The 22,560-nt window shown below is 73.5% G+C and carries 19 protein-coding genes; 10 read left to right on the forward strand and 9 right to left on the reverse strand.

Annotated features, from left to right (window positions below; all coding sequences use genetic code 11):
* The gene (locus ACQSSQ_RS08440) at positions 1-657 is read right to left on the reverse strand and encodes a thymidine kinase (protein ID WP_431326588.1); all 657 of its coding nucleotides are present in this window, start codon (positions 655-657) and stop codon (positions 1-3) included.
* Positions 658-681: 24 nt separating this feature from the next.
* Between ACQSSQ_RS08440 and ACQSSQ_RS08445 the strand changes: the two genes are divergently transcribed.
* Together ACQSSQ_RS08445 and ACQSSQ_RS08450 are read left to right on the forward strand one after the other, a co-directional pair.
* Positions 682-1,530: a sulfurtransferase gene (locus ACQSSQ_RS08445; RefSeq protein ID WP_431326589.1), complete on the forward strand. Its 849-nt coding sequence runs from the start codon at positions 682-684 to the stop codon at positions 1,528-1,530.
* Positions 1,531-1,585: 55 nt separating this feature from the next.
* Entirely contained in the window at positions 1,586-4,450 is a 2,865-nt protein-coding gene (locus ACQSSQ_RS08450; protein ID WP_431326590.1) for a helix-turn-helix transcriptional regulator, read from the forward strand.
* 19 nt (positions 4,451-4,469) lie between these two features.
* On the opposite strand, the gene ACQSSQ_RS08455 is transcribed toward ACQSSQ_RS08450, so the two are convergent.
* From ACQSSQ_RS08455 to ACQSSQ_RS08475, 5 genes are all read right to left on the reverse strand, one after another.
* The gene (locus ACQSSQ_RS08455; RefSeq protein ID WP_431326591.1) at positions 4,470-5,000 is read right to left on the reverse strand and encodes a nitroreductase family protein; all 531 of its coding nucleotides are present in this window, start codon (positions 4,998-5,000) and stop codon (positions 4,470-4,472) included.
* A 42-nt stretch (positions 5,001-5,042) separates the two neighbouring features.
* Positions 5,043-5,873 carry a hypothetical protein gene (locus ACQSSQ_RS08460; protein ID WP_431326592.1) on the reverse strand — a complete coding sequence of 277 codons (831 nt, stop codon included), beginning with the start codon at positions 5,871-5,873 and terminating at the stop codon, positions 5,043-5,045.
* The gene (locus ACQSSQ_RS08465; protein ID WP_431326593.1) at positions 5,863-6,276 is read right to left on the reverse strand and encodes an MmcQ/YjbR family DNA-binding protein; all 414 of its coding nucleotides are present in this window, start codon (positions 6,274-6,276) and stop codon (positions 5,863-5,865) included. The genes ACQSSQ_RS08460 and ACQSSQ_RS08465 overlap by 11 nt, the downstream gene beginning before the upstream one ends.
* A 25-nt stretch (positions 6,277-6,301) precedes the next feature.
* Complete coding sequence (locus ACQSSQ_RS08470) at positions 6,302-7,027, reverse strand: hypothetical protein (protein WP_431326594.1); 726 nt, start codon at positions 7,025-7,027, stop codon at positions 6,302-6,304.
* A gap of 235 nt (positions 7,028-7,262) precedes the next feature.
* Positions 7,263-8,804: an ATP-dependent DNA ligase gene (locus tag ACQSSQ_RS08475; RefSeq protein ID WP_431326595.1), complete on the reverse strand. Its 1,542-nt coding sequence runs from the start codon at positions 8,802-8,804 to the stop codon at positions 7,263-7,265.
* Positions 8,805-9,009: 205 nt separating this feature from the next.
* Here ACQSSQ_RS08475 and ACQSSQ_RS08480 point away from each other — a divergent pair, with 205 nt between their 5' ends.
* Together ACQSSQ_RS08480 and ACQSSQ_RS08485 are read left to right on the forward strand one after the other, a co-directional pair.
* Positions 9,010-10,263, forward strand: coding sequence for a geranylgeranyl reductase family protein (locus tag ACQSSQ_RS08480; protein ID WP_431326596.1), 1,254 nt, complete (start codon positions 9,010-9,012; stop codon positions 10,261-10,263).
* Between the two features lie 10 nt (positions 10,264-10,273).
* Positions 10,274-11,032: a queuosine precursor transporter gene (locus ACQSSQ_RS08485; protein ID WP_431326597.1), complete on the forward strand. Its 759-nt coding sequence runs from the start codon at positions 10,274-10,276 to the stop codon at positions 11,030-11,032.
* Here ACQSSQ_RS08485 and tgt read toward each other — a convergent pair.
* Positions 11,023-12,234: a tRNA guanosine(34) transglycosylase Tgt gene (gene tgt, locus ACQSSQ_RS08490; RefSeq protein WP_431326598.1), complete on the reverse strand. Its 1,212-nt coding sequence runs from the start codon at positions 12,232-12,234 to the stop codon at positions 11,023-11,025. The two genes, ACQSSQ_RS08485 and tgt, sit on opposite strands and share 10 nt — an antisense overlap.
* A 20-nt stretch (positions 12,235-12,254) precedes the next feature.
* Complete coding sequence (locus ACQSSQ_RS08495; RefSeq protein WP_431326599.1) at positions 12,255-13,118, reverse strand: hypothetical protein; 864 nt, start codon at positions 13,116-13,118, stop codon at positions 12,255-12,257.
* A 179-nt stretch (positions 13,119-13,297) separates the two neighbouring features.
* Here ACQSSQ_RS08495 and ACQSSQ_RS08500 point away from each other — a divergent pair, with 179 nt between their 5' ends.
* From ACQSSQ_RS08500 to ACQSSQ_RS08525, 6 genes are all read left to right on the forward strand, one after another.
* Entirely contained in the window at positions 13,298-14,335 is a 1,038-nt protein-coding gene (locus ACQSSQ_RS08500) for a nucleoside hydrolase (protein ID WP_431326600.1), read from the forward strand.
* Positions 14,332-15,171 carry a PfkB family carbohydrate kinase gene (locus ACQSSQ_RS08505; protein WP_431326601.1) on the forward strand — a complete coding sequence of 280 codons (840 nt, stop codon included), beginning with the start codon at positions 14,332-14,334 and terminating at the stop codon, positions 15,169-15,171. The genes ACQSSQ_RS08500 and ACQSSQ_RS08505 overlap by 4 nt, the downstream gene beginning before the upstream one ends.
* A 166-nt stretch (positions 15,172-15,337) precedes the next feature.
* A complete protein-coding gene (locus ACQSSQ_RS08510; protein WP_431326602.1) occupies positions 15,338-16,471 on the forward strand; it encodes a metallophosphoesterase family protein in 1,134 nt (377 codons plus the stop codon).
* Positions 16,468-19,095, forward strand: a complete 2,628-nt coding sequence (locus tag ACQSSQ_RS08515; protein WP_431326603.1) for an AAA family ATPase — start codon at positions 16,468-16,470, stop codon at positions 19,093-19,095. The genes ACQSSQ_RS08510 and ACQSSQ_RS08515 overlap by 4 nt, the downstream gene beginning before the upstream one ends.
* Positions 19,092-19,535, forward strand: a complete 444-nt coding sequence (locus tag ACQSSQ_RS08520; protein WP_431326604.1) for an SRPBCC family protein — start codon at positions 19,092-19,094, stop codon at positions 19,533-19,535. Before ACQSSQ_RS08515 ends, ACQSSQ_RS08520 begins: the two co-directional genes overlap by 4 nt.
* Before the next feature lie 60 nt (positions 19,536-19,595).
* On the forward strand, positions 19,596-20,123 hold the full coding sequence (locus tag ACQSSQ_RS08525; protein WP_431326605.1) for a DUF6636 domain-containing protein: 528 nt from the start codon (positions 19,596-19,598) through the stop codon (positions 20,121-20,123).
* Positions 20,124-20,234: 111 nt separating this feature from the next.
* Here the strand turns inward: ACQSSQ_RS08525 and secD are convergent, their stop codons facing one another.
* Positions 20,235-22,541 carry a protein translocase subunit SecD gene (secD, locus tag ACQSSQ_RS08530; protein ID WP_431326606.1) on the reverse strand — a complete coding sequence of 769 codons (2,307 nt, stop codon included), beginning with the start codon at positions 22,539-22,541 and terminating at the stop codon, positions 20,235-20,237.
* Positions 22,542-22,560 lie beyond the last annotated feature (19 nt).

Below are 22,560 nucleotides of genomic sequence, written 5' to 3' on the forward strand. Positions count from 1 at the left end.
TCAGCCGCCGAAGGGCAGCGGGTCGTTCAAGGTCGTGACGGCACGGGCCCGCGCGGTCGTCATCCGGCGCCGGTGGTGCTGGCGGCAGAGCACCTCGTACCCGATGTTGGGGGTGGGCAGGCCCGGCTCGTCCACGTCGCCGACGACGATCTGGTCGCCCTCGGTGACCATGACGCCGTTCTCGGTGCGGGCGTTGTGGGTCGCGCGCTTGCCGCACCAGCACAGCGCCTCGACCTGCAGCGGCTGGATGCGGTCGGCGAGCTCGACGAGGCGCGCCGAGCCCTCGAACAGGCGCGTGCGGAAGTCGGTGAGGATGCCGAACGCGAAGACGTCGATCTGGAGCTCGTCGGCGATCCGGGCGAGCGCCTCGACCTGGTCGGCGGTGTAGAACTGGGCCTCGTCGCAGATCAGGTAGTCGATCCGCCCGCCGGCCGTCAGCGCGCTGACGACGTGGTCCCAGAAGTCGAACGAGGGGTCGACCTCGATCGCGTCGGTCGACAGACCGAGGCGGCTGGAGAGCCGACCGTCGCCGGCCCGGTCCTGGCTGGTGAAGATCCGCCCGACGCGCCCGCGAGCCGCGTGGTTGTGGTTGGTCTGGAGCGCCAGCGTCGACTTGCCGCTGTCCATGGTCCCGGTGAAGAAGAGCAGGCTCGCCACGAGGCACGAGGCTACCGTGTGCGCATGGCTGATCCCCTACGCGAACCCCTCGTCACGGCCGGCGCCCTGGCCACGTTGGTGGAGAACGGCGAGGTGGTGGTCCTGGATGTCCGCTACGTCCTCGGCGGCGAGCCCGGACGCGCGGCGTACCAGGCCGGTCACGTGCCCGGAGCGGCGTACGTGGACATGGACACCGAGCTCGCCGACCCGCCGGGTGACGGGCGCCGCGGGCGTCACCCGCTGCCGGATCCTGCGCGGTTCGCGACCGCGATGAGGGCGCACGGCGTACGGTCCGGGGTGCCCGTGGTCGTGTACGACGGCGCCGACGGCACGGCGGCCGCGCGGGCGTGGTGGTTGCTGACGTATCACGGCCACCCCGACGTACGGCTGCTCGACGGCGGATTCGCGGCGTGGGAGGCGGCGGGGTTGCCGGTGGCGTCGGAGGAGGCGGTCGTTGAGCCGGGGGACTTCGTCGCGGACCCGGGGCACCTCCCGGTGGTCGACGCCGACGGTGCGGCGCGCGTCGGGCGCGACGGCGTGCTCCTCGACGCGCGGGTGACGCCGCGCTACCGCGGCGAGGTCGAGCCGATCGACCCGGTCGCGGGCCACGTGCCCGGTGCCGTGAGCGCGCCGACCTTCGACAACGTCGACGCGGACGGGCGCTGGCGGCCCGCGGAGGTGCTGGCGGACCGTTTCGTCGGGCTCGGGGCGGTGCCGGGGCGCGAGGTCGCCGTCTACTGCGGCTCGGGCGTGACGGCCGCGCACGAGGTGCTCGCGCTGTGGCGGGTCGGGGTCGACGCGGCGCTGTATGCCGGGTCGTGGAGCGAGTGGGTGAGCGATCCGACGCGGCCGGTGGCGACGGGCGACGCCTAGCGCCCGTCCCGAGCCTTCTGGCGGGGGTGTCGGCGCGGTGCGGCACGATGAGGGCATGTCCCGAGTCCGCGCACCGCTGGTGGGCCGCGCCCGCGAGCTCGGCGAGCTGCGCGCAGCGTTCTCCGACGTCCGCGGCGGCACGCCCCGCACGCTGGTGGTCGCGGGCGAGGCGGGGATCGGCAAGAGCCGCCTGCTGGAGGAGTTCGTCGCGCAGGTGCGCGAGGCCGACGAGGCGCTCGTGGTCAGCGGGGCGTGCGCCGACTCCGGCTCCGGCCCCCTCCCGTACGCCGCGCTCGAAGGCGTGCTGCGCGACGTGGTCGGCGCCCTCGGTGTCGAACGAACCCTCGAGGCGGCCGGTCCCGGTGCCGACGCGCTCGGGCTGGTCGCGCCGCGGCTGATCGACGTCCGCACCGACATCAGCCCGGGTCGGCTGCCCGAGGTCGTGGCGGGGCTGCTGGCAGCCGTCGGCCGCGAGCGCCCGGTCGTCGTGGTGGTCGAGGACCTGCACTGGGCCGACGAGGCGACGCGCGCCACCGTCGCCCGCCTCGCACGGATGGGGATGGACGAGTCGGTCCTCCTGGTGCTGAGCTATCGCAGCGACGATGTCGGGCGCGGGCACCCGCTGCGGACGACGCTCGCCGAGCTGGAGCGGGCCCGGCTGGTCACGCGGGTGGACCTTCCCCGTCTCGACGACGCCGAGATCGCGCAGCTCGCCGCCGCGTTGCTCGACGCCGAGGACATCGGACCCGGACTCGCCGACCTCGTCGACCGCAGCGAGGGAGTGCCGTTCTTCGTCGAGGAGCTCGTCGGGTTCCTCGGGGTCGACCTGCCCGACTCGCTCCGCGACGTGCTCCTGCTGCGCTACTCGCGGCTCTCGCCCGCCGCGCGGGAGTTCTGCCGTCAGGTGGCCGCAGCTGGCCCGCGCGCGCCGTACGACCTGCTCACGGACGCCCTCGGCGCCGATGCCGTGGCCGCCTCCGAGCCCGTAGCACGTGAGGCGGTCGAGGCGGCGGTGCTGGTGGGGGACGCGGACGCGTACGCGTTCCGGCACGCCCTCGTGCAGGAGGCCGTCCTCACCGAGCTCCTGCCGGGTGAGCGGCGACGGCTCCACGCGGCGTACGCGGAGGCGCTCGAGGCCCGCCCGACCTCCGTCGCGCGGCTGTCCGAGATCGCCGACCACTGGTGGCGTGCCCGCGTGCTCGACCGCGCGCTCGCCGCCGCGGTCTCGGGCCACGACGCGGCCGACCGCGCCGGCGCGTGGACCACCGCCGCCGCGCTGGGCGAGCGGGCGCTCGAGCTGTGGGAGATGGTCCCCGACGCGGAGGCGGTCGCGGGCGTCCCGCACCACGCGATGCTCGTCCGCGTCGCCCAGTCGGTGCGCTCGATGACCCGGCTCGACCGTGCGCTCGCGCTGTGCCACCAGGCCCTCGACGAGTGGCCGGACGACGATCCGCTGGGTCTCGCCGGTGCGCTGGACGACGCCTCGGTGATCGCCGCCCAGGCCGGCAGCGTCGAGGGGCGGGCGTTCCTCGAGCGGGCGCTGGCGCTGGTCCCGCCGGGGGAGCACGACGAGGTGCGTGCGCGGCTCCTGGTGTCGAAGGCGCGCGACGCCATGCTCGACGGCCGCTCTGCCGAGGGCATCACCACCGCGACCGAGTGCTACGAGACGGCGATGTCGGTCGGAGCGAGCCGTGAGGCCTCGATCGCGCTGAACATGCGGGGCGTCAGCCGCGTCACGCTCGGCGACGCCGGCGGCTTCGACGACCTCGAGCGGTGTCGCGAGCTGGCCGCCGACGACTTCGTCGCCCTGTCGCGCTACTACGTCAACGCCTCGGAGGCGCGTCTCGTCTGGGGACGGTACGAGGATGCGCTGGCGCTGGCCGAGGAGGGCGCGCGGCGGTCCCGCGCGCTCGGAGCCGGCTGGAGCAGCGACGCGATGCTCGAGGGCAACGCGGCGGAGGCGCAGCTGGCGCTCGGGGAGTGGGACACGGCCGCCGCGTGGTACGAGCGCGCGGTGCCGCTGGTCTCGACGAGCACCTTCGCGGTCTACCTGCGGGAGCGCTGGGCCTGGCTGCTGATGTGGCGCGGCGACGTGCCGGCCGCGGAGGCGATCGTGCGCGCCAAGCTCGCCGACTGGGAGCGGTTCGGGCGGCTCGAGGAGCAGGTCCGCACGCGGGTCGCGGCCACGCTCGCCGAGCTGGCGCTGCTGCGGGGCGACGCCGAGGAGGCGCTGCGGCTGATCTCCGGCGTGGTGCTCCGGCCCGACCAGGAGCGCAACCCCGCTTACCAGCTCCCGGTGCTGGCCGTCGCTGCGCGCGCGATCGGCCAGCTCCGCCGGTCGGCCGGGGCGGAGGCGGCCGGGGCGGAGGCGCCCGACGCGGAGGCGTCCGGGGGAGCCGTGCCCGACGCTGCTCCGTTCCAGGCGCAGGTGGACGCGTACGCCGAGTGGCCGACCCACCCGCTCTGGTCGGCGTTGTTCTCGGCCGAGCTCGGCGAAGGGCCGTGGTCGGCAGTCGCCGAGTCCGCCGGACCCGCGCACCTGCGGCCGTACGCGCTCTACCGCGACGGGGTTGCGCTGCTCGACGCGGGCGAGCGGGCGGCCGCGCGCGACCGGCTCACGGAGGCGGTGGCGGCGGCGCGCGCGATCGGCTGCGGGCTCGTGGCGGGCCAGGCGGAGGAGCTTCTCGAGACGGGAGGGCTCCGCGCGCACCGGCGTGGCGACGGCGAGGAGCTGACCGAGCGCGAGCGTCAGGTGCTGGAGCTGGTCGCGGAAGGGCTCACCAACGGACAGGTCGCCGAGCGGTTGTTCATCAGTCCGAAGACGGCGTCGGTCCACGTGTCGGCGATCCTCCGCAAGCTCGGGGTGTCGAGCCGGACCGAGGCGGCCGTGAAGGCGCGGTCGGGCACGCTCGGGGAGTAGGGGCGGAGGCGACGCGGGCTCAGCGGTCCGTGGGCAGGATCAGGTCGCCGTGCTCGCGTCGGTCCCGCGGGTGCAGGCCCACGTCGAGGGGCCGGCCGATCGCGGTCATGGTCCGGACCTGCCACCCCGCGGGGATCGCGAGATCCTTGCTGAGGGCGTCCAGGTCGAACGCCCGGAACTGGCGAGACGCGAGCCCCATCGCCTGCGCCTGCACCGTCATGTGCGCGACGGCCTGCCCGAGGTCGTAGTCGGCGAACTCGGAGTACGCGAGCTCCGAGTCCTCCCAGAACGCGTGCGCCACGTTGACGACGAGGACGCTGGCATCCGGCGCCCACCGCGCTGCGCTCGGCGCGAGCCGTCGTACGAGGCGGTCGTGCACCGCCGTGGCCCGCGGGGCGACGACGAAGCTCCACGGCTGCGCGTTGCCGGCCGACGGAGCCCAGCGCGCCGCCTCGACCAGCAGGGCGACCTCAGGCTCCGTGATCTCGTGCCCGGCGTCGAACCTGGCCGGGCTGGAGCGCGTGCGCAGCAGCGGATGGAGATCGTCCATGCCCGTCGGAACCGAGCCAGCGGGTTCGGCATTCCGTCGGCGTCACAGTGCGCCGACGACGCCGTCCGTCGGGTGCCAGGTCCTCGTCGGTGGCTCGGCGCCCCACTGGCGGAGCCGGGAGCGGGGGAACGCAGTCCCGTACTGCTCGTCGACGGCCGTCACCCAGCCCTTGTCGCGGACGTCGCCGTGCAGGTCCAGGGTGCCGCCGACGTAGGGGACGCAGCCCTTCGGGAGGGTGGCGTCCCAGCTGTACTCGTCGTCGCCCACGCGGAGGCGGAGGGTGACCGAGCGCGTGTCTCGCTCGCGCGTGTGCATGACCGAGACGACCTCGGCGTCGACGCGGTCGCGGGGGCGGCGGAGGGTGCGCAAGGCTCGGAGGGGGACTCCGCCGCGGAGTGCGTACCTGGCGGCGACGAGCGTCGGCAGCAGCAGGGGAAGGGCACTGATCAGGAGGTACCGGACGCGGTCCAGGAGCGGTGCGCCCGCGCCGGCGACGTCAGCAGCCCACGTGCGGTCGTCGGGGTCGACGACGACCTCGACGACATCTCCCGGCTCGGGCCCGCCGGAGAACACGTCGAAGATCCCGTAGTCCAGGGCCCACAGGTCAGCGTTCGAGCCGTCCGGAAGCGCGACGATCGCGCTCTCGGTGCCGAGTGCGTCCCGCTCCGCTGGGGACAGGCTCCTGTCGTCGACCACGACGACCTGCTGGTGCGGTTGGTCGCGGGCACGGTCGAGGGCGCCGCGGTCGCCGTACGACGTGCCGGAGATCTGCCACCAGAACGCCGACGTCAGGGCGAGCAGGGCGACGGCCAGGGCGAGGCCTCCCAGGCGCTCCCACAGCGCGCGTCTGACGGGATCCTTGTCAGTCGCCACGCTCGGCTTCCCACTTCTTCACCACGGTCTTCGGGGCCTGCGACCGCCAGGCGTCCTCGATGATCTCGGCCAGCTCGTCGCGGGTGAGCTGGCCGAGGTGCGCGAGGCGGAGCAGCACGGCGTTGTATCCGTTGAAGTGGTCGGTCGTGAACCACGGGCCGTCGCCCTGGACGAGCGCCAGCTTGTCGCCCTCGTCGGGCACGCGGAACACGAGGACGTCGGTCAGTCGCTCGCCCGTCTCGGCGTCGAGCGCGTCCGGGCGCGGGGTGCGGTAGCCGACGAAGAACTTCTTGCTCACCCGGTACGACGGCAGGCCGCCCCACCCGGGGACCTTCTCGACGCGGGGGAGGGCCATCGCGACGTCCTCGATGTCCGACTCGCGTGCCTTGCGTGACCGAGCCATCGGTGTCCGCCTCCTCCGTGCCGCCTCAGCCCGCAGCGCGTACCTCGCCGCTCGGTGCGGCGTGGTCGGCGCTGAGAGCGTCTGGGGTCATCGTCGCGCGCCGCACGGTCTCGCGGGCGGTGGACGTCATCGCCGCCAGAAGCAGGATCTCAGCGAGGTTCGTGACGATCGCGTTCGACGCGGCGACCGCGGCGACGACGAACATCTGCGCGGCGCCGGCGAGGATCCACGGCCAACGGGCGCTGCGGGCGACCATGACCCCGATGACGATGAGGGCGCCGATCGTCGCGATCTCGGCGAACGGTGGCGCGCCGTCGAGGTGCTTGTAGCTGAGGACCCCGTCCTGCGTCACCGGCGTGAGGTGCATGCCGATCTCGCCCGACAGGCCGAGTCCGATGATCACCAGCGTCACGGCCGACCACGCCACGATGCTCGGCCGCTGCCGGAATCCTCGGACGTCCCACCGGTGCGCGGTGAGCGCGGCGAAGATCACCAGCAGGGGAGTGAAGACGGCGTGCATGAGGTAGCGCGGGTACGACGCGATCTCGAGCGCCGTGCTCTCGCCCCACGAGGCACCGAAGGTCAGCAGCGCATTGTCGTACGCGAGTCCGAGCGTGACGAGAAGCGGGAGGACGGCGTCGTACACCCCGACCTTGCGGCTACGCCAGAGGACGACGACGAGGACTGCGACGAGCGCGACGGAGGCCAGCGTGTACGCGAGCAGGGCCCAGTTGTGGGGCTGCATGACCATGACTCTCTCCCGAGCGGAGGGGACGGGTGCGTGCACTGTCGCACACGGGGCGGGAGCGCGTACACGATATAGGGGCGGCCGTTGCCGAATCGTGGCGTGGCCGCGTCGCCCTGTGGCGCCGGGTGGCGCGTGGCGTCGTACGGAACGCCGGTTACGTGCACGGAGCGACGGGTATACGCGGCGCTCGGCGCACTTATCCGGCGCTCGGTGGAGCGTGGGTCCGGTCCGGCGGCGCTCAGCCCAGGGCGCGCACGGCGTCTATGGTGTCGGCCTCGGCCGGCGTCTTGTCGTCGCGGTAGCGCAGCACCCGCGCGAACCGCAGGGCGACGCCGCCGGGGTAGCGCGGCGAGCGCTGGACGCCGTCGAACGCGACCTCGACGACCTGCTCGGGCCGCAGCGGCACCACGTGGGCGTCGGTGCCCTCGACCGCCAGCTCGGTGAACCGCTCGGTCTGCCACTGCAGCATCTCGTCGGTCATGCCCTTGAAGGTCTTGCCGAGCATCACGAACCCGCCCTCCGGATCGCGTGCGCCGAGGTGGATGTTGCTCAGCCAGCCCTTGCGTCGGCCCGATCCCCACTCGACCGCCAGGACGACGAGGTCGAGGGTGTGGCGGGGCTTGACCTTGACCCAGGCGGCACCGCGCCGGCCGGCGTCGTACGGGGCGTCCAGCGACTTCACGACGACGCCCTCGTAACCGCCCGCGACGGCCTCCTCGAAGAACCGCTGGGCCGCTTCGGCGTCGGCGGTCTGCAACCGCGGGACCCCGAGCCCGGGCGCGATGCGCTCGAGGGCGTCGAGCCGCGCGTGCAGCGGCCGGTCGAGCAGGTCCTCGCCGTCGGCGTGCAGGACGTCGAAGAACACCGGCGACAGGACGCGTACGTCCTCGCCGGACCGCAGATCCGGGGCCGACCCGCGAGGGTGCGTCGCGCCGAGCGAGGCGATGTCCTGGAACGGGGCCGGGCGCCCGTCGCGCTCGATGACGACCGCCTCGCCGTCGAGGACGAGGGGATCGGCGTCGAGTCCGCGCACGGTGTCGGCGATCTGCGGGACCCGGTCGGTGATGTCATCCAGGCTGCGGGTGAAGACGCGCACGTCGTCGCCCACGCGGTGGACCTGGATGCGGATGCCGTCGAGCTTGGTGTCGACCGAGGCCGGCAGCGCGGGGCCGACCTTGTCGAGCGCGCCGGCCACGTCGGGGGCGCTGGAGGCGAGCATCGGCCGGACCGCGCGTCCCGGGGAGAGCACGGCCGCGGCAGCGACGGCCTCCCGGCCCCCGCTCATCGCCGCCACGGCGACCGGGGGAGTGGAGCCCTGCAGCATCGCCGCCCGCCGGATGTCGGCCGCCGGCACGTCCGACGCCTCCGCGAGCGCGTCGAGGACGATCGAGTCCAGCGCTCCCTGGCGGACGTCGCCCGAGATCAGGCCGGCGAGGAACCGCTGCTCGTCGGCCGTCGCCGCCCCGAACAGCCGCTGCGCCGCCTCGGCACGGGCGCCCTGCGAACCCGCCCCGGACATGTCGGCCATCGCGGCGAACGTCGCGTCGACCTCACCGACGGTGAGCGACGGCTCGTCGGCCGGCGCGGGCATGGCGCGCAGCGACGCCCAGCCCAGGCCCGTACGACGCTGGCGCAGCTCACCCGCGAGGTAGGTGACGACGACCTCGAGGTCCTCGGGCTCGGTCCGCCGCAGCAGGTCGGCGAGCGCGGCCCGCTTGGCCAGGCGCGACCGCGTCCCGGCGACGGCCTGGGAGGTGGCGACGACGTCGGCGAGGAGCATACGGGCCATTCTGCTGCGCGGCACCGACACGGGCAGGGCTGCGGACGGCTGCGGCGGGCGGAACGGGACCTGACGGGACGGCCCGCGGCACGGGACGGGACGGTGCGCGGTGAGTACGGTCCCACCTGCGGGTCGTGGCGTGGGACCACACTCACCGCCGCCCACCGTGGGCCGGGGGCTGGGACGGGATGACAGAATCGTGCGCGTGAGCCCCGAACCCGCCGCGAGCCCGCCCACGCGTACCGACGTCCTCGTCGTCGGCGCCGGACCTGCGGGCTCCGCGGCCGCCGCGTGGGCGGCGCGCCAGGGGCTCGACGTGGTCCTTGCCGACGCGGCGCGGTTCCCCCGGGACAAGACCTGCGGCGACGGCCTGACCCCGCGCGCGATCGCCGAGCTCGACCGCCTCGACCTCGGCCCCTGGGTCCGCCGGCACGGGACCAACCGGGGTCTCCGCGCTTCCGGCTTCGGCCAGACCCTGATGCTCCCGTGGCCGGGCGGCTCGCTGCCGGACCATGGCTCCGCGGTGCCGCGCACCGAGCTCGACGCCCACATCCGTACGACGGCCCTGGACGCGGGCGCGACGCCTCTCGACGGCGCCCGTGCGGTGGACGTCGTCCGCGACGGCGCACGGATCTCCGAGGTCGTCTTCAAGACCGCGCACGGGCCCCACCACGTCGCGGCCGAGCGCGTGGTCGTCGCCGACGGCGTGCGGTCCCCGCTCGGGCGCGTGCTCGGGCGGGAGTGGCACCGCGAGACGGCGTACGGCGTGGCTGCGCGGTCGTACGTGAAGTCCGCCCGCAGCGACGACCCGTGGATCTCCAGCCACCTCGAGCTGCGCGACGAGCAGGGCGACCTGCTGAGCGGCTACGGCTGGATCTTCCCGCTGGCCGACGGCGAGGTGAACCTCGGTGTCGGCACCCTCGCGACCTCCAAGCGCCCCGCCAACGTGCAGCTGCGCCCGCTGATGGAGCACTACGCCCGGCTGCGTCGTACGGAGTGGGAGCTGGCCGACGAGCTGCGCGCCCCCACCTCCGCGCTGCTGCCGATGGGCGGTGCGGTCTCCGGTGTTGCCGGCGCCAACTGGGCGCTGATCGGCGATGCGGCCGGCTGCGTGAACCCGCTCAACGGGGAGGGCATCGACTACGGCCTGGAGACGGGTCGGCTGGTCGCGGAGCAGCTCGCCGCAAGGGCCGACCTCGCCACCGCGTGGCCCGCCGTCCTGCGCAGGCACTACGGCGAGGCGTTCTCGATCGCCCGTCGCCTGGCCGGACTCCTCACCGTGCCCGGTGTGGTGACGTACGGCGGGCCGGTCGGCATGCGGTCGTACGCGCTGATGACGATCGCGCTGCGCCTGATGGGCAACCTCGTGACCGACGAGGACCGTGACGCCGTCGCGCGCCTGTGGCGCTGGGCGGGCCGGATGTCGCTGCGGCTGGACCGACGGATCCCCTTCGCGTGAGGCTGAGCGCATGACCACCCCCGCACCCGACCGCACCGACGACCGCGTCGTCCACTACGCCTCGCGCGGGTCGACGCACTTCGACGTCATCCTCGCGACGTTCTGCGTCGTCCTCGTCGTCTCCAACATCGTGGCGACCAAGGGCATCGAACTCGGGTCGGGCTCGTGGACGATCGGCAGTCTCCAGCTGTGGCCGATCATCACCGACGGGGGTGCGTTCCTGTTCCCGCTCGCCTACATCCTCGGCGACGTCATCTCCGAGGTGTACGGGTTCAAGGCGGCCCGGCGCGCGATCATCACCGGCTTCGCGATGGCCCTTCTCGCGTCGGTGACCTTCTGGGTCGTCCAGCACGCGCCTGCGGCGTCGTTCTACGAGAACCAGGGCGCGTACGAGGCGGTGCTCGGATTCGTCCCCCGGATCGTGCTGGCCAGCCTCGCCGGCTACATGGTCGGACAGCTCCTCAACAGCGTCGTCCTGGTGCGGATGAAGTCCCGTACGGCCGAGCGCGGGCTGTTCGCCCGCCTGATCACCTCCACGGGCGTCGGGGAGCTCGCGGACACCCTGATCTTCTGCGCGATCGCCGCCTCGGTCATCGGCATCACGACCTGGGGCCAGTTCTGGAACTACGCGGTCGTCGGGTTCGTCTACAAGGTCGGCGTCGAGCTGGTCGTCATGCCGGTCACGATGCTCGTGATCCGGTGGCTGAAGTCCCGCGAGCCCACCTACTGGCGCTCCGCCCCGCCGGAGGCCGCCGAGCCTCAGGCGTAGTAGCGCCCGAGGAAGTCCGCCTTCAGCGCGGCGTACATCCCGTCCGAGATCGAGGCGCGGATCCGGTCGACCAGCCGCACGATGAACCGTTCGTTGTGGATCGTCACCAGCGTCGCGGCGTTGTACTCCTTGGCCTTGAACAGGTGGTGCAGGTAGGCCTCGGTGTAGTGCGCGCACGTGTAGCAGTCGCACTCCTCGTCGATCGGCGCGAACTTCCGCCGGCTCGCCGCCACCAGGAGGTTGCGCTGGCCGTCGTGCGTGTAGACGCGGCTCGAGCGCGCCACGCGCGACGGGCTCACGCAGTCGAACGTGTCCGCGCCGTTCTCGATCCCGGTGAACAGGTCGTCCGGCTCCCCGATGCCGAGCAGGTGGCGCGGCTTGTCCTCGGGCAGCTCCTCGCTCACCCAGCCGACGATCGTGCCGAGGTGCTCCTTCTCCAGCGCGCCACCGATCCCGTACCCGTCGAAGCCGAGCTCCACGAGCCCGCGCGCGGACTGCCGCCGCAGGTCCTCGTACTGCGCGCCCTGGACCACGCCGAACAGCGCTTGGTACGGCTTGTCGGCGCGCGCGTCGGTCAGCTTCTCGTGCTCGGAGACGCACCGGACCGCCCACGCCTGGGTGCGCTCGACCGACCGCTCCTGGTAGTCGCGGGTGTTCATCAGCGTCGTGCACTCGTCGAAGGCGAAGATGATGTCCGCGCCGAGCTGGTGCTGGATCCGCATCGACACCTCGGGGGTGAACCGGTGCTTGGACCCGTCGAGGTGGCTCTTGAAGGTGACGCCCTCGTCGTCGATGTGGGCGAGCCGCTCCTTGCCCTCGGCGATGACGTCGTCGGCCGTACGACCGGTGGTGTCCATCGCGAGCACCTTGCGGAAGCCGGCGCCGAGCGAGAGCACCTGGAACCCGCCGGAGTCGGTGAAGGTCGGGCCGCGCCAGTTCATGAACGCGCCGACGCCGCCGGCCTCGTCGACGATCTCCGGCCCAGGCTGGAGGTAGAGGTGGTAGGCGTTGGCGAGCAGCGCCTGCGCGCCGAGGTCGCCCATCGTCTCCGGCAGCACGGCCTTCACGGTGGCCTTGGTGCCGACGGGCACGAACGCCGGGGTCTGGATGTCGCCGTGCGGGGTCGAGATCACGCCGGTACGCCCCTGGGCGCCGTCGACGGAGTCGGCGAGGCGGTCGCCGACGGAGAAGGAGAACGTCACCGGTCCATCAAACCAGCGTGTCAGCCGTCGACCGACGACGGCGTCGGCGCCGCGTCGGTCGGTGCGGGCGTCGACTGCCCGAGCGACGGGTCCTCCTCCGAGTTCGGCGTCGGCTCCGGTGTCGGCGACGGGGTCGACTCGGTCGTGGGCGCGGGCGTGGTGGGTTCCGAGGGCGCGGGCTCCTCGCCCTCCGACGGGCTCGTCGTCTCGGCGCTCGGCGTGGGCTCGCTGGGGTCGGTGGACTCCGTGGGGGTGCTGGGCTGCGGCGACTCGTTCTCGTCGTTCTTCTTGTCGCCGTCGTCGCGGGTCGTGCCGACGTTGCTGAACGTCGTGCCGGTCTTGTCGCTGTTGCCGATCGGGTGGCCGACGACGGCCTCGAAGGCCCAGATGCCGCCGAGGGCGAGCACCAGGCTGACGACCGCGGCGGCCACGACACCGCGCCAGGTGATGAGCTTCTTGCGGGCGGCCTCGTCGGCCGCTTCCTCGGCCTCCTCCACGGTGCGTTCCGCCTCGACCTCGGGGTCGACGATGTCCTCGACCCCGCCGTCGCCGGGCTGGCCCGCCGCGTCCAGGGCCTCGGGGACCGGCAGCACCGCCGTACCGCCCGCTCCTCGGGGATCACGCTTGGCGAGGGTCGCGAGGCTGGTCAGCCGGGCCGCCTGGGCGAGCTGGCGGCTCTTGCGGATCGAGTTGGTGTAGATCGTGCCGGCGATCGTCGCCACGATCGAGCCGACCGCCGCACCGATGAGGGTGCCGGCGACCCCGAGCCACGAGCCTGCGACGGCTGCCGTCACCGCAGCCAGAGCGCTGCCGACCACCTGGCTGGTGGACACGCCTGACAGGACGCCTGCGTCGTCGTCGGACTCGGTCTTCTTGGCCGCCATGCGTCCCTTCCCGCGGAGATCCGCGTCGGTCTGTGCCCTTCTCGGCGGGCGTCGTTCGGTCGGAGGAGAGGCGCGCAGGAGCCCCGGAGGACGGCCCCACGCCAACCTTCGACGGTAGCGAAGTCGGGCGGAGTGGCCAAGTGAGGTCACGCACAGCCGGACGCGACTACGGTGTGCCCATGAGCAACCCCCCGCTCGAGCCGAGCACCACGAAGCCGGTCCCGGTCGTGCTGGACGTCGACACCGGTGTGGACGACGCGCTGGCGCTGATGATGGCCGTCCGGCACCCGGCGCTGGACGTGCGGGCGATCACCTGCGTCGCGGGCAACGCCGACGTCGACCAGGTCGTGACGAACTCGCTCGCGGTCCTCGACGTGCTCGACGCGCCGGACGTCCCCGTGGCCCGGGGCGCCGCTCAGCCGCTGCTGGAGGTCGCCCGCGACGCCCGTCACGTGCACGGGGCCGACGGGTTGGGGGCACAGGGGCTTCCCGCGTCGTCGCGTACGCCGTTCGCCGGGGGAGCGCTCGAGCTGCTGCGGATGACGATCCTCGACTCGCCGGAGCCGGTGACCCTCGTCCCGCTGGCGCCGATGACCAACCTCGCGCTGCTGCTGCGGGCGTACCCGGAGGTCAAGGACAACCTCGCCGGGATCATCGCCATGGGCGGCGCCGCGGAGGGCGGCAACGCGACCGCCGTCGCCGAGTTCAACGTCTGGCACGACCCCGAGGCCGCGGCGATCGTGCTCGGCTCCGGTGTGCCGGTGACGCTGTACGGGCTGGACGTCTTCTCCCAGGTCGTCGTCGAGGCGGAGACGTACGAGGCCCTGCGCCAGGACCCCGACCCGGCCGTCGCCCTGGCAGGGCGCCTCCTCGCGCACTCCCACGAGGTCATCCGCAGCGACCCGCGCGTGGGGCACGGCGGGCTGATCGGGGATGCGGGCGCCGTCTGCGCGGTCGCCGAGCCCGGGCTCATCACCACCCACCGCTGGCCGGTCCACGTCGCGCTGGCGCCCGGCCTGACGCGGGGGCAGACCGTGGTCGACCGGCGGTACGTCCTCGGTGAGGACGCGGTGCACGGCGTCGACTCCCTCGGCCACCTCGTCGACGTCGCGGTCGGGATCGACGCCGAGGCGACGCGTGACCTGTTCCTGACCACGATCGGCGCCGGTCCGCAGGCGTCGCACGCCGACGACACGGCGCGGGCGGTCCAGCGGTGACGGCGGCCTCTCCCACCGGAGGCCGCGGGAGAGCGGTCGGCCGGGTCGTCGTCGTCGGATCGCTCAACGTCGACCTCGTGACGGAGGTCGACCGGCATCCGTCGCCGGGCGAGACCGTCCTCGGCGGGGACCTCGTACGCCTGCGCGGGGGCAAGGGTGCCAACCAGGCGCTCGCCGCCGCGCGTGCCGGTGCCGAGGTCGCGATCGTCGGCCGGGTCGGCGACGACGCCGACGGACGCGCGTACCGCGACGCGCTCGTCGCCGCCGGGGTCGACGTGACCCACCTGACGACCACGCCGGACGCGCCCACCGGGACGGCACTCATCGTCGTCGACGCGGAGGGCGAGAACACGATCGTCGTCGCGCCCGGGGCGAACGCGCGGCTCACGCCGGCCGACGTGCACGGGGCCGCGGCGACGATCCGTGCGGCGGACGCGGTGCTGGTGCAGCTCGAGATCGGCCAGGACACCGTCGAGACGGTCGCGGAGATCGCCTCCGAGGCGCGGACGCGGCTGGTCCTCAACGCCTCGCCCGTACGACCGTTGCCGCCGTCGCTGCTCGCGCTCGCCGACCCGGTGGTCGTCAACGAGCACGAGGCGCGCGCGTACGACGCGGCGTCGACGTGCGTCACGCTCGGCGCCCGGGGCGCCCGCTGGGGCGAGGAGACCGCGAGCCCGCCGCCGGTCGATCCGGTGGACACGACGGGTGCGGGAGACGCCTTCGCCGGCGCCCTGGCGGCGGCACTGGCCTCGGGAGAGGACCGGGCCGGGGCGCTGCGGGCCGCCGTCGCCGCAGGAGCAGAGGCGACGCGCTGGGTGGGGGCGCAGCCGCTCTGACGCGTGGCTGCACGCGGGCGCTCCCGACGAACGTCCTCCCGAGGGAACGTTCTCCCCAGGAACGGATCGTCCCCAGCCTCGGCGCGCGTCCCGGATCCTGTCCGGCGTTCTCACTAGGCTCGGATCGAGCCTGCTCGGAGGCTCGCTCGGACCCCGGAGGTGTGGCGTGCGCTTCATCGCGACAGCGGACTGGCAGCTCGGCATGACTGCCTGGTTCCTCGGCGACGAGGCCCGTGCCCGGTTCCAGCAGGCCCGTCTCGACGCGGTGCGCAGGATCGGCGAGGTCGCGACGGAGCGGGGCGCTGCCTTCGTGGTCGTCTGCGGCGACGTGTTCGAGTCCAACCAGCTCGACCGCGCGATCATCGCCCGCACCTTCGAGGTTCTCCGGAGCTTCACGGTCCCCGTCGTGCTACTCCCGGGCAACCACGACCCGCTCGACGCCGCGTCGATCTACGACGCAAAGCCGTTCCGCGACCGCGTGCCGGACCACGTCCACGTGCTGCGCGACAGCGCGCCCTACGCCGTGGTCGAGGGCGCCGAGGTCGTCGGCGCTCCGTGGTTCGGCAAGCACCCGACCCGTGACCTCGTCGCGGACGCGTGCGCCGGCCTGCAGCCGACCTCGGACGGGCTCGTCCGCGTCGTCGCGGGACACGGGGTCGCCAGCACGTTCAACCCGGACCGGGACGCACTCGCGGCGATCGACGTCCCGACGCTCACGAAGGCGCTCGACACGGGCCGGGCCCATGTCGCGGTCCTCGGCGACCGGCACTCGACCACGCAGGTCGAGGACCGCATCTGGTACGCGGGAGCGCCCGAGGTCACGTCGCGTCGCGAGGAGGACCCCGGCAACGTGCTCGTCGTGGACGTCGACCCCGCCTCGGGTGCGGTGTCCGTCGCGCGTGAGCACGTCGGGCGCTGGCGGTTCGAGGTCGTCGACGAGGAGCTCGCCTCGCCCGAGGACGTGGACCGCCTGGCCGCGCGGCTCGCGGGCCTGCCCGACAAGGACCGCACCGCCGTCTGGCTGGCTCTCCGCGGCACGCTGTCGACCGCGGAGAAGGCGCGGCTGGACGGCATCCTGGAGGAGGCCGGCGACCTCTTCGCGCGCCTCGACGCGTGGGAGCGCCACACCGACCTGGCCGTGCTGCCCGACGGCCACGACTTCGCCGACCTGGGCCTGAGCGGGTTCGCGCAGGCGGCGCTCGAGGAGCTGACCGGGCTGGCGGCGTCCGACGGGCCCGACGCCCCGGTGGCGCAGGACGCCCTGGGCCTGCTCTACCGCCTCGCGGGGGCTGGTCGATGAGGCTCGTCCGGGTCACGCTCCGGCACTTCCGGGGCGTCGAGGAGTCGACCGTCCGCTTCGGTGACGGTGTGACGGTCGTCGTCGGCCCCAACGAGGCGGGCAAGTCCTCGGTCGCCGAGGCTGTCCGCCTGCTCCGGACGACCAAGTCCAGCTCGCGCAGCCAGGCCGTGCGCGACGTGAAGCCGGTCGGGCACGACGTCGGGCCCGAGGCCGAGCTCGAGCTGCGGACGGGGCCCTACACGCTCGTCTACCGCAAGCGCTGGCTGAAGTCACCCGTCACCGAGCTGGACGTGAGGGCGCCCTCGCGGGAGCAGGTCAGCGGGGACGAGGCGCACCAGCGCTTCGCCAGGATCCTCGCCGAGACCGTCGACGTCGACCTGTGGGAGGCGCTGGAGGTCGTCCAGGGGGAGTCGCTCGACCAGCCCGACCTGGCCCGCATCTCCGCGCTCCACCGGGCCCTCGACGACTCGGCCGGCGCGACCGGCGACCACGATGCGCTGATGGCCGGGGTGGCTGAGGAGCGCGAGCGCTACCTCACTGCGAACGGCAGGCCCCGAGGCGACTACGCGCAGGCCGACGCGGAGATCACCGACCTCGAGGCGCAGGTCGAGCGGCTGCGGGCGCGGAGCGCCGAGATGGACCGCTACGTCGAGGACTACGCCCGCAACGAGCAGGAGCACGCGCGGCTCTCGGACCTGTCGATCGACGCCGACGGCAAGCTGTGCCGCGCCGAGGACGCGGTTCGCGCCGTCGACACGCTCCGGGACGACCTCCGGCGCTCGCAGGAGGCGTCGACCCTCGCGGCGCGCTCCCTCGCGCACGCGCAGCGCGCCCGCGACGACCGCCGGAGCCTCGTCGCCGACCTGGCGCGCCGGGCCACGACCGTCGACGGGCTGACGGCACGGGTGGACGAGGTCTCCGCGGCGCACTCCGCGGCGCGCGCGGCCGAGGAGGAGGCGCGGCGCCGGGCTGCGGACGCGGGTGAGCGCGCACGCGAGGCACGACGCGCCGCCGTGGCCGCGGCGCTGGACGTCACCCGGCACCGTGACGCTGCCGAGCGGCTCGCCCTCGCCCAACGTGTGCGTCGTGCCCGCGAGGCCGGCGAGGAGCGGGCGAGCGCCCGGGCCGGGCGCGATCTGCTGCGGGTCGACGACGACGTCCTGGCCCGGCTCAACGACCGGGCGACCGAGGTTCAGGTCGCCGAGGGCGCCCGAGACGCCGCGGCGGCGCGCCTGGAGGTGCGCAGGCTCGGTGACCATCGGGTCACCGCGGCGGGCGACGACGTCGGGTCGGCGCCGTACGAGTCCGCGGTGCTCGACGACGTGACCGTCGCGGTCGAGGGGGTGGTCGAGGTCGTGGTGCGTCCCGGCACGCCCCCCGCCGACCTCGACCGGCGCGTCGGACAGGCCCGGGACGCCTTCGACGTCGCCCTGCGCGAGGCTGGGGTCGGGTCGCTGACCGAGGCTCGCACGGCGCACGAACGCCGCCGTCAGGCGGAGTCGCGGCTCCTCGCGGCCGAGGGCACGCTGGGTGACGTGCTCGACGGGACGACGCTGGAGGACCTCGAGGTCCGGCTCGTGACGCTGGAGCGGCGACGCGCGGACGTGGTCGCCGTCGACACCGACGCGCGGGACGGGGACGCGCCCGCCGCGGACCTCGGTGCGCTCGAGGACGCTGCCGAGAGCCCACGCCTCGCGGCCGACGCGGCCGATGCCGAGGCGACCACGGCGCGGGACGACCACGACGGGGCGCGTGAGGCCCTCGCTGCCGCGGGGGAGAGGGCCGTGCGGGTGCGCCAGGAGCTCGAGAGCGCCCTGCACGAGCACGAGCGCGAGACCGCGCGGCTGGCCGAGGCGCGGGCCCAGGACAGCGACGAGGACCTGGACGCTGCGGTCGTCGCCGCCGCCGAGACGCATGACGCCGCCGTGAGCGCGGCCGAGCGGTCCCGTGCCGCGTTCGAGGCCGCGTCGCCGGAGACCCTCGCCATGGAGCTCGCCAACGCCCGCGAGCTCGTCGAGAGCGTCGACCGTGAGCTGACTCGCTCGGACCAGCGCCGCGTCGAGCTGCAGACCCTGCTCGACGACCGCGCCGCCGAGGGGATCCACGACCGCCTCGTCGAGGCCGAGGCCGCCCTCGACGTCGCGCGGGCGACCTACGGGCGACTGCACCGCGCCGCGCAGGCCGCGGACCTCCTCAGCAGCACGCTCCTGCGTCACCGTGACGAGGCGCAACGACACTACGTCGCGCCCTTCAAGGAGCGGATCGACCGGCTGGGCAAGGTCGTCTTCGGACCCGACTTCGAGGTGGCGATCAGCACCGACCTCGCCATCGAGACCCGCACCCTCGGCGGCCGCACGGTCCCGTTCTCCTCGCTGTCCGGGGGAGCGCGGGAGCAGCTCGCCGTCCTCGGCCGCCTGGCCTGCGCGCAGCTCGTCGACACCGAGGAGGGAGCGCCGGTGATCCTCGACGACACGCTCGGGTTCTCCGACCCCGAGCGGCTGGAGCGCCTCGCGGTCGTGCTCAACGACGTCGGCCGCACCGCCCAGGTCGTCCTCCTCACCTGTCAGCCGCGCCGGTTCGAGTCCGTCGGCGGCGCCCGCACAGAGCGCCTCGTCGCGTCGTGACGCCGCGCCACTACTCGTTCGCGACCACCTGGCGGGTCGGCGCGCCCGTGGCCCAGGCCTTCGACGCCGTCGCCGACCTCGAGCACTACGCGCTGTGGTGGCCGGACGTGCGCCACGTCGTCGGCATCGACGACGACACCGCCCGCCTCGCGATCCGCTCGACCCTCCCGTACACGCTGCACCTCACCCTCCACCGCACGCGTGTCGACGAGACCTCCCGCCACCTCCTGGCCGAGATCGCAGGCGATCTCGAGGGATGGGCGAGCTGGCGGCTGGGCGCCCGGGAGGACGGGACGGTCCTCCGCTACTCGCAGGAGGTCGTCACCACCGAGCCGTGGATGAACGCCGCAGGTCACCTGTTGGCGCCGGTCTTCCGGCTCAACCACACCGCGATGATGCGGCGTGGTGGGGACGGCCTCGCCCGCTACCTGGCGTCGTAGCCGTGGGGCGGTCACCTAGAGTGGCCGACGAGACCAGCCCCCCCGGACGGAAGGACCACCGTGCACCGACCTCGGTCGCTCGTGCTCGCCCACGTCGCCGTGATCGCCGGGCTCGCGCTCGCCGGCTGCGGCTCGGCGTCGGACCTGACGACCGCCGAGGCATCGCCCACACCGCCGCCGCCGACGTCCTCGCCACGGACGGCGCAGCTGCCGCTCGACGACGTCGACACCGACCTCCCCGACGTGGGCGACCCGATGCGCGCGTTCCAGAGCCCGACCGGCAACATCGTGTGCCGCCTCGGCGAGGACGGCGCGCGTTGCGACATCCTGGACTTCGCCTTCGAGCCCCCGCCGAAGCCCGACGGCTGTGGCGAGGACTGGGGCGGCACGCTGGTCGTCGACGCGTCCGGCGGCTACTTCAGCTGCGGCGCGCCCTCGCTCGCCGGGAAGTCGCCAGAGCTCGCGTACGGGCACTCCACCGTGGTCGGCGACTACGGCTGCACCAGCCAGCGCACCGGCGTGACCTGCCTGCACACCGAGAGCAAGCACGGCTTCACGGTCTCGCGCGAGCGCACCGGCACCTTCTGAGCCGCCCGCCGGCCACCCGCGGCGTACGGGCGCCGTACGACGGGACGACCCGCCACCGCGACCGCCGCAGCGGCCCGATGGCGGGTCGTCCGTGTCCCGGGGGAGCGCCCGTCAGAGCGCGCCGGCCTCCCGGCCTCCGGCGGGGACGGCGGCGTACGGGTCCGCGGCCGCGACCTTGTCGCCCTTGTCCTTCGGCTGGAACCGCTCCTCGAGCAGGACCGCGATCGGCGACGCCACGAACACCGTGCCGAGCGTGCCGAGGGTCAGGCCCAGCAGCAGCGCGATCGCGAAGGGCTGCAGCGACGCACCACCCAGGACCGCGAGCGCGGCGAGGATGAAGATGGCGCCGAGGCCGGTGTTCACCGTGCGGGGGACGGTCTGCATGATCGAGTCGTTGAAGACCTTCCGCAGGCTCTCGCCCTTCTTGCGTTCTCGGAGGTTCTCGCGGATCCGGTCGAACACGACGACGGTGTCGTTCACGTCCAGGCCGATGATCGACAGGATCGCCGCGAGGAACACCCCGTCCACCGGTTCTCCCGCCCACGCGAAGATGCCGACGACGAGCGTGACCGTCACCGCGAGCGCGAGGACCGCCGCACTGGCGAACGTCCATCGGAACCGGATCGACAGGTAGAGCATCTGCGCGGCGAGGGCGATGATGAACGCGATGATCGCCTGGTTGCGCAGCTCCTTGCCGAGGCTCGGGCCGATCAGCTCGTCGCGATCCTTCGTGACCGGCCCGGCGATCTCGTCCAGGGCGTCCTGGATCTTGACCGCTTCGTCGTCGGTGATCTTGTCGGTCCGGACCGTGATGTTGTTCTGGTCCCCGGACTCACCACCGGACTCCTGCACGACCGCGCTCGGGAAGCCTGCGTCCGCGACCGCCTCGCGAGCGTCGTCGGCGGAGATCGGCTTGCTGACCTGGTAGTCCAGGACCCGTCCGCCGGTGAACTCGACGCCCAGGTTCAGGCCCTGGGTGATGACACCGGTGATGGCGATGGCGACCGCGGCGAGCGTGAGCCCGACGAGCATGCCGGACCGCTTGAGGATGAAGGGGCCCTTCGTCACCAACCAGGCGCGGAACTTACCGGTTCCGCTGAGGCCCGTGATGGCGGGGCGCTTCTGCACGAACGACCGGCGGACCGCCCAGTCGGTGAGCACGCGGGCGATGACCAGCGCCGAGACCATCGACGCGATGGTGCCGATCGTCAGCGTGACGCCGAAGCCCTTGACGGGGCCGCTGGCGAAGACGAACAGCAGCCCGGCCGCGATGATCGTCGTGACGTTGGAGTCGAGGATCGCCGTCCAGGCCTTCTTGTAGCCGGTGTCGAGGGCGCGTGGCATCCCGTCGCCCCGCCTTCGGGCGTACTCCTCCCGCGCGCGTTCGAAGACCAGGACGTTGGCGTCGATCGCGAGACCGATGGCGAGCACGAAGCCTGCCAGGCCGGGCAGCGTCAGGGTGGCACCGAGCCACACGAGCATGGCGTACGACAGGAGGGCGTAAGTGCCGAGCGCGATGCTGGCGAGGAAGCCCATCAGGCGGTACACGACGATGATGAAGATCGCGGTCAGCGCGACGCCGATGACGCCGGCCTCGAACGACGCCTTGATCGCGGAGTCGCCCAGGGTCGCACCGACGGTGCGCTGCTCGATGACCTCGACCGGGACCGGCAGCGCGCCGCCCTCGATCAGGACCGACAGCTCCTTCGCCGAGTCGGCGTTGAAGTTGCCGGTGATGCTCGTGGTGGACCCGGGGCCGGCGCAGAGGCTCGGCTGGACGGCCGGGGAGGAGATGACCTTCTGGTCGAGCATGATCGCGATGCGCTGGCCGCCGGCGGTGTTGGCGCAGGCCTCGTTGACGAGCTGCTTCCAGCCGGGCGTGCCCTCGTCGTTGAACCGGACGTTGACGACCCACTGCAGCGACTGCTGCTCCTGCTCGGCCTTCGCGCTGGTCACGCCGTTGCCGTCGAGCAGCTGCGGGCCGACGAGGATGGGGTTGCCGTCCTCGTCGTTGACCTGCGTCTGCCCCTCGGCAGGCTGCGCGCCCTCCTGGGCCGGGCCGATCACGTTGTGGAAGGTGAGCTGAGCGGTCTGGCCGATGACCTCGGCGGCCTCACGGGGGTCCTGGACGCCCGGGAGCTCGACGATGATGCGGTTCTCGCCGGAGCGCGCGAGCGTCGGCTCCGAGACGCCCAGGGCGTCGACGCGGCCGCGGAGCACCTCGAGGGCACGGTCGGTGGCCTCACCGTCGGCCTTGACGCGCTCGGTGTCCTTGGTCTCGAGGACGATCTGGGTCCCGCCCTTGAGGTCGAGCCCGAGACGTGGGGTGAAGTTGAGGGCGACGACCGCCGAGATGACGAGGACGGCGAGCGCCGCCAGTGCGCGCCACAGCGGCGCGCGGGATTCGGGACGTGACACGGAAGGCTCCGGGATTCTG

This window comes from Mumia spirodelae, assembly GCF_050632745.1.
Classification (GTDB): domain Bacteria; phylum Actinomycetota; class Actinomycetes; order Propionibacteriales; family Nocardioidaceae; genus Mumia.

Excerpts from the sequence above, each read along its gene's own strand:
- ACQSSQ_RS08445 (WP_431326589.1), top strand. The coding sequence starts at position 682 with ATGGCTGATCCCCTACGCGAACCCCTCGTCACGGCCGGCGCCCTGGCC.
- ACQSSQ_RS08450 (WP_431326590.1), top strand. The coding sequence starts at position 1,586 with ATGTCCCGAGTCCGCGCACCGCTGGTGGGCCGCGCCCGCGAGCTCGGC.
- ACQSSQ_RS08455 (WP_431326591.1), bottom strand. The coding sequence starts at position 5,000 with ATGGACGATCTCCATCCGCTGCTGCGCACGCGCTCCAGCCCGGCCAGG.
- ACQSSQ_RS08465 (WP_431326593.1), bottom strand. The coding sequence starts at position 6,276 with ATGGCTCGGTCACGCAAGGCACGCGAGTCGGACATCGAGGACGTCGCG.
- ACQSSQ_RS08470 (WP_431326594.1), bottom strand. The coding sequence starts at position 7,027 with ATGGTCATGCAGCCCCACAACTGGGCCCTGCTCGCGTACACGCTGGCC.
- ACQSSQ_RS08475 (WP_431326595.1), bottom strand. The coding sequence starts at position 8,804 with ATGCTCCTCGCCGACGTCGTCGCCACCTCCCAGGCCGTCGCCGGGACG.
- ACQSSQ_RS08485 (WP_431326597.1), top strand. The coding sequence starts at position 10,274 with ATGACCACCCCCGCACCCGACCGCACCGACGACCGCGTCGTCCACTAC.
- ACQSSQ_RS08495 (WP_431326599.1), bottom strand. The coding sequence starts at position 13,118 with ATGGCGGCCAAGAAGACCGAGTCCGACGACGACGCAGGCGTCCTGTCA.
- ACQSSQ_RS08500 (WP_431326600.1), top strand. The coding sequence starts at position 13,298 with ATGAGCAACCCCCCGCTCGAGCCGAGCACCACGAAGCCGGTCCCGGTC.
- ACQSSQ_RS08515 (WP_431326603.1), top strand. The coding sequence starts at position 16,468 with ATGAGGCTCGTCCGGGTCACGCTCCGGCACTTCCGGGGCGTCGAGGAG.